This window comes from Agrococcus sp. HG114 (assembly GCF_024723325.1).
Lineage (GTDB): Bacteria > Actinomycetota > Actinomycetes > Actinomycetales > Microbacteriaceae > Agrococcus.
Window position 1 is genome coordinate 1 of sequence record NZ_JANQCH010000162.1, and the last position, 4,626, is coordinate 4,626.

Consider the following 4,626-nt stretch of genomic DNA (forward strand, 5'->3'; position numbering starts at 1 on the left):
CCCGACGCGGGCGCCCGCCCTCGTCGACACCGTCGCGCTCGCCGTCGACGGCGCGGAGCAGCTCGCGGCGATCGCGAGCGCGCGGGCGGCGGGCGTGCCCGTGCACCTCGTGCCGGCCGACTCCGCCTCGCCGCTCGCCCACGCATCCGTCATCGAGGCGCTGCACGCGTCGAGCGCGAGCCGCACGCTCGCGCTCGGCGCGGCGCTCGCGGCCGAGCCCGCCCTGGACTGGCAGGTGCGCGCCGCCCGCGGCGGCCACCAGCTGCCCGGCGGGGGCCAGCGCCTGTTCGACGACCGCCAGTACATCGCCCTCTACGGCACGCCCGGCGCACCCGTGCTCGGCGTGCTGGGCGAGCAGGACGTCAATGCGGCGATCGAGCGCGCCCGGGCGGTCGCAGCGCCCTACGAGGCGCTGACCGACCGCTCGGTCGTGCCGATGCTCGAGATCATCGCCTCGGTCGCATCGGCCGGCCCCGGCGACGACGGCGACTACTCGAACGAGATCGACCCCGAGTCGCTGCGGCCGTGGGTCGAGGCCGCCGGCGCCGCCGGGCTCTACGTCGTGCTCGACCTGCAGCCCGGCCGCACCGACTTCCTCACGCAGGCGCAGCGCTACCGGTCGCTCCTCGAGCTGCCGCACGTGGGCCTCGCGCTCGATCCGGAGTGGCGGCTCGAGCCCGACGAGGTGCACCTGCGCCAGATCGGCGCGGTGAGCGCGTCCGAGGTGAACAGCGTCGTGGCGTGGCTCGCCGACCTGACGAACGAGCTCGGCCTGCCGCCGAAGATGCTCGTGCTCCACCAGTTCCGCCTCGACATGCTGCCGGATCGGGCGGCGGTCGACCTCTCGCGGCCCGAGCTCGAGGTCGTCGTCCACGTCGACGGGCAGGGCGCGCCCGGCGCGAAGCTGCAGACCTGGTCGGTGCTGCTGCGTGACGCGCGCGAGGGGCTGCACTGGGGCTGGAAGCACTTCTACGACGAGGACCTGCCGATGCTCACGCCCGAGCAGACGATCGCGCAGGTGTCGCCGACGCCCGCGCTCATCACGTACCAGTAGGCGACGCCCGGCGGATGCGGATGGGCCCGCGGGCGTGGACGGGGTCCACGACGCGGCCGCCTTGGGTGATCTCGACCTCGCCACGCGCGACGAGCCGACGCGCGGCCGCTCGCGCGGCGTCCATCTGCGGGCGCCAGCGCTCCTCGTCGTCGCCGGCGAACCGCCGCGCGGCGTCGCTCGGGCAGATGGTGGCGCCTGGGCGGCGCTCGGCGAGCAGGCCCAGGATCACCGCCTCCATGGCATCGTCGGATGCGCTCATGCGCTCATGATGCCGCGCGGCCCTGCGAGCGGGCAGGGTCCGCTCGCGCATCCGCTCACGGCGCGGGAGCGGGCTCCGGCGGCAGGATCTGCCCGATCGGCTCGCGCTTCTCGGCCTGGAAGCGGTCCTCGGTGCGACCGAGCGCCCAGTAGCCCGAGATCGACACCTGCGACCGCTCGAGTCCGCGCCGGGCGAACAGCTCGTCGCGCAGCGCCTTCATCGACTCGCGCTCGCCGTGCGCGAAGACCTGACCGCGCCCGGCGGGCAGGTCGAGCGCGGCGACGGTGTCGGCGAGCAGCCCGATCGTCGCGGCCGAGGGGTCCCCGCGGTGCACCCACCGCACCGCGACGCCGGAGGGCGCGTCGATCGCGATCTCCTCCGACGCATCCCGCGTCTCGAGCACGGCGAGGCCGCGCGCGGTCGGCGGAAGCGCCTCGATGCCGCGCGCGATCGCCGGCAGCGCCGACTCGTCGCCGAGGAACAGGTGCCACGCCGCGCTCTCGTCGGGCGCGAACGCGCCGCCCGGCCCGCCGAGCACCACGCGCGCCCCCGGCTCCACGCGCGCGGCCCACGGCCCGGCGATGCCCTCGTCGCCGTGCACGACGACGTCGATCGCGAAGGAGTCCTCGGCGATGTGGCGCACGGTGTAGGTGCGGGTGACCGGCAGGTCGCCGGGCGCGAGGGACTCGCGGAGCGCGGCGACGTCGTAGGGCGGCTCGAGGCCGAGCTCGGGCTTCGCGAACCACAGCTTCACGTAGGCGTCGGTGAACGCGTTCGGGACGAAAACGCCGAAGCCCGCGCCGCCGATCCAGACCCGCACGAGGCTCGGCGCGATCCGCTCGGTGCGCACGACCTCCATCACGTGCTGGGGACGGCTGGGGCGCTGCGGTCGGGCGGGGCTGCTCATGTCAGCCCGACGCTACCAGCGAGGGAGCGCTCGCTCGGCGTCGCTAGGCTCACGATCAGCGTGCAGCAGGAAGGGGTCTCGATGCTCGAGCTCGATCACGACGCGTTCGAGGCGCTCGTGACGGAGGTGCTCGACGCGCTCCCCGGCGAGATGGTCGACGGGCTCGACAACGTCGTGTTCCTCGTCGAGGACGAGCACCCGGAGGAGGACCTCCTCGGCATCTACGAGGGCGTCGCGATCACCGAGCGGGGCCAGTACGGCTTCGGCGAGCTGCCCGACCGGATCATGATCTACCGACTGCCGCACCTCGACGGCGCCGACTCGATCGACGAGCTGCGTGCGGAGGTGCGCACGACGATCGTGCACGAGATCGCGCACTTCTACGGCATCGACGACGAGCAGCTGCACGAGCTGGGCTGGGCGTAGCCGCGCGGCCACCGCCGCGAGGGCCAGCCCTACGTCCGGATCACCTCGTCGGCGAGCGCCGCGGGATCGTTCGCCGCGATGTGCGCGTCCTCCTGCTCGCGCCACAGCGCCCACCACGAGTCGTCGCCGTCACGCTCGAGCGCGCGCGCCCGCCGCACCGCCTCGGGCGCGTCGAGCCAGACGGCGCGGTCGGCGTGCGCGCGCGTCACGAGCGTGAGCGCGCCGCAGCCCTCGACGATGAGCGACTCGCCGGGATCCGCGCGGTCCTCGCTCCCCCAGTCGCCGACCGCCCAGTCCCAGCGGCGCCACACCGCGGGCCGCCCCTCGGCGAGCGGGACGAGGATGCCGCGCTCGAGCAGGCGGGAGCCGGTCGCGAGGCCCGACCACCCGGCGTAGAGGTCGTCCATGTGGATGACCCGCGCCCCCGATGCCGCCGCGAGCCGCGCCGCGAGCGCCGTCTTGCCGGAGCCGGAGCGGCCGTCGATGATCGTGAGCACCTACGCACCCTGCCAGACCGGCGCGAAGGTGCCGGTCGCGATCGACGTCCCGATCGCGAGCAGGGTCACGAGCGCGACGACGAGGACGAGCACCGCATCCGGTCGGCCGAGCGCCGAGGGCCGCGCCCACGTGCGCTCGGGCCCCCCGAAGCCGCGCGCCTCCATCGCGGTCGCGAGGGTGCCGCCGCGGCGCAGCGCGACGACGAGCAGCGCGAACGCCGCCTGCAGCGACCGGCGCACGACGCCGGTGTCGCCGAGGCCCCGCGCGCGCCGCGCGAGCGAGATCTGCCGCCAGTCCTCCCCCAGCACGCCGAACAGCCTCGTCCCCGCGAGCGCCGCGAGCACGAACCGGTGCGGGAGCCGCGCGACCTGCGCGAGCCCGTCGGCGAGCCGGGTCGGGTCGACGCCCACGAGCCCGACGAGGGTCGGCACGCCGATCGCGAGCACGCGGAGGCCGATCGCCACCGCGAGCTCGATCGATCGGTCGCTCACGACCGCGACCCAGATCTGGGCGTGGATGCGTCCGGCCGGCTCGGCGTAGAGGAGCATGCTCACCGCCGACAGCGGCGCGGCGACGAGCAGCGGCCACGCTCGGCGCACCACGGTGCGGGGCCCGATGCCCGTCGCCGCGAACACCACGAGCCAGGCGCCGAGGGCCACGGCGGCGGAGACGACGTCGATCGTCAGCAGCATCGGGATGGAGTACAGCACCGCCGCTGCGAGCGGCGTGACCGGGTTGACCCGCGCGAGCGCGCTCATGCGGCGCCCAGCCGCAGCACGCGGTCGCCCAGCACCCGCTCGACGTCCGCATCGTGCGTGACGGCGACCACGGCGCATCCGCGCTCGTCGACGAGCGCCGCGACGAGCCGCACGAGCTCCTGCCACGTGCGGCGGTCCTGCCCGAACGTCGGCTCGTCGAGCACGATCACGCGCGGCGCGGCGGCGAGCACGGTCGCGACCGAGAGCCGCCGCTGCTCGCCGCCGGAGAGCGTGAACGGGTTCGCGTCGGCGAGGTGGCCGAGCCGCAGCGTCGCGAGCAGCTCGGCGACGCGATCGTCGACCTCGCCCGCGGGGCGTCCGAGGGCTCGCGGCCCGGCCGCGACCTCGTCGTGCACGCGCGCCGCGACGAACTGGTGCTCGGGCTGCTGGAACACCGTGCCGATGCGCGCCGTGAGCTGCCGCGGGCGCCAGCGGATGGGCGCCTCCGCGGTGACGTCGCCGCGCAGGGAGGCGGTCGCGCGGACGGTGCCGCGCACGGGAGGGAGCAGCCCGGCGAGGGTGAGCGCGAGCGTCGACTTCCCGGCGCCGTTGGGGCCGGTGACGACGAGCGCCTCCCCCGCGCGGATCTCGAGATCGACCGGCGCGTGCACCGGCTCGCCGCCCCTGCCCGACTCGAGGGCCTCCGAGACGAGCAGCGCCTCCCCCGGCGAGCGCCGGTCGCGCGGCACCTCGACGGGCAGGCCGGGCACCCACACGCCGCGCG

The 4,626-nt window shown here is 75.6% G+C and carries 6 protein-coding genes and 1 pseudogene; 2 read left to right on the top strand and 5 right to left on the bottom strand.

What is annotated here, in order from left to right:
• Positions 1 to 1,054, top strand: a pseudogene (locus tag NWP09_RS11915) (hypothetical protein); the annotation flags it as partial.
• Here NWP09_RS11915 and NWP09_RS11920 read toward each other — a convergent pair.
• Together NWP09_RS11920 and NWP09_RS11925 are read right to left on the bottom strand one after the other, a co-directional pair.
• Complete coding sequence (locus NWP09_RS11920) at positions 1,041 to 1,313, bottom strand: DUF3253 domain-containing protein (protein WP_258275720.1); 273 nt, start codon at positions 1,311 to 1,313, stop codon at positions 1,041 to 1,043. The pseudogene NWP09_RS11915 and the gene NWP09_RS11920 overlap by 14 nt on opposite strands.
• 55 nt (positions 1,314 to 1,368) lie before the next feature.
• Positions 1,369 to 2,220 (bottom strand): siderophore-interacting protein, encoded by an 852-nt coding sequence (locus NWP09_RS11925; protein ID WP_258275721.1) that lies wholly within the window; start codon positions 2,218 to 2,220, stop codon positions 1,369 to 1,371.
• An 81-nt stretch (positions 2,221 to 2,301) separates the two neighbouring features.
• Between NWP09_RS11925 and NWP09_RS11930 the strand changes: the two genes are divergently transcribed.
• Positions 2,302 to 2,646, top strand: a complete 345-nt coding sequence (locus NWP09_RS11930) for a metallopeptidase family protein (RefSeq protein ID WP_258275725.1) — start codon at positions 2,302 to 2,304, stop codon at positions 2,644 to 2,646.
• A gap of 29 nt (positions 2,647 to 2,675) precedes the next feature.
• Here the strand turns inward: NWP09_RS11930 and NWP09_RS11935 are convergent, their stop codons facing one another.
• The 3 genes from NWP09_RS11935 to NWP09_RS11945 form a co-directional block, all read right to left on the bottom strand.
• Positions 2,676 to 3,143 (bottom strand): hypothetical protein, encoded by a 468-nt coding sequence (locus NWP09_RS11935; RefSeq protein WP_258275722.1) that lies wholly within the window; start codon positions 3,141 to 3,143, stop codon positions 2,676 to 2,678.
• A complete protein-coding gene (locus NWP09_RS11940; RefSeq protein ID WP_258275723.1) occupies positions 3,144 to 3,902 on the bottom strand; it encodes an energy-coupling factor transporter transmembrane protein EcfT in 759 nt (252 codons plus the stop codon).
• Positions 3,899 to 4,626 (bottom strand): ABC transporter ATP-binding protein (locus tag NWP09_RS11945; protein ID WP_258275724.1); only part of this gene is annotated, 728 nt, incomplete at its 5' end. The genes NWP09_RS11940 and NWP09_RS11945, both read right to left, overlap by 4 nt.

Excerpts from the sequence above, each read along its gene's own strand:
- NWP09_RS11920 (WP_258275720.1), bottom strand. The coding sequence starts at position 1,313 with ATGAGCGCATCCGACGATGCCATGGAGGCGGTGATCCTGGGCCTGCTC.
- NWP09_RS11925 (WP_258275721.1), bottom strand. The coding sequence starts at position 2,220 with ATGAGCAGCCCCGCCCGACCGCAGCGCCCCAGCCGTCCCCAGCACGTG.
- NWP09_RS11930 (WP_258275725.1), top strand. The coding sequence starts at position 2,302 with ATGCTCGAGCTCGATCACGACGCGTTCGAGGCGCTCGTGACGGAGGTG.
- NWP09_RS11940 (WP_258275723.1), bottom strand. The coding sequence starts at position 3,902 with ATGAGCGCGCTCGCGCGGGTCAACCCGGTCACGCCGCTCGCAGCGGCG.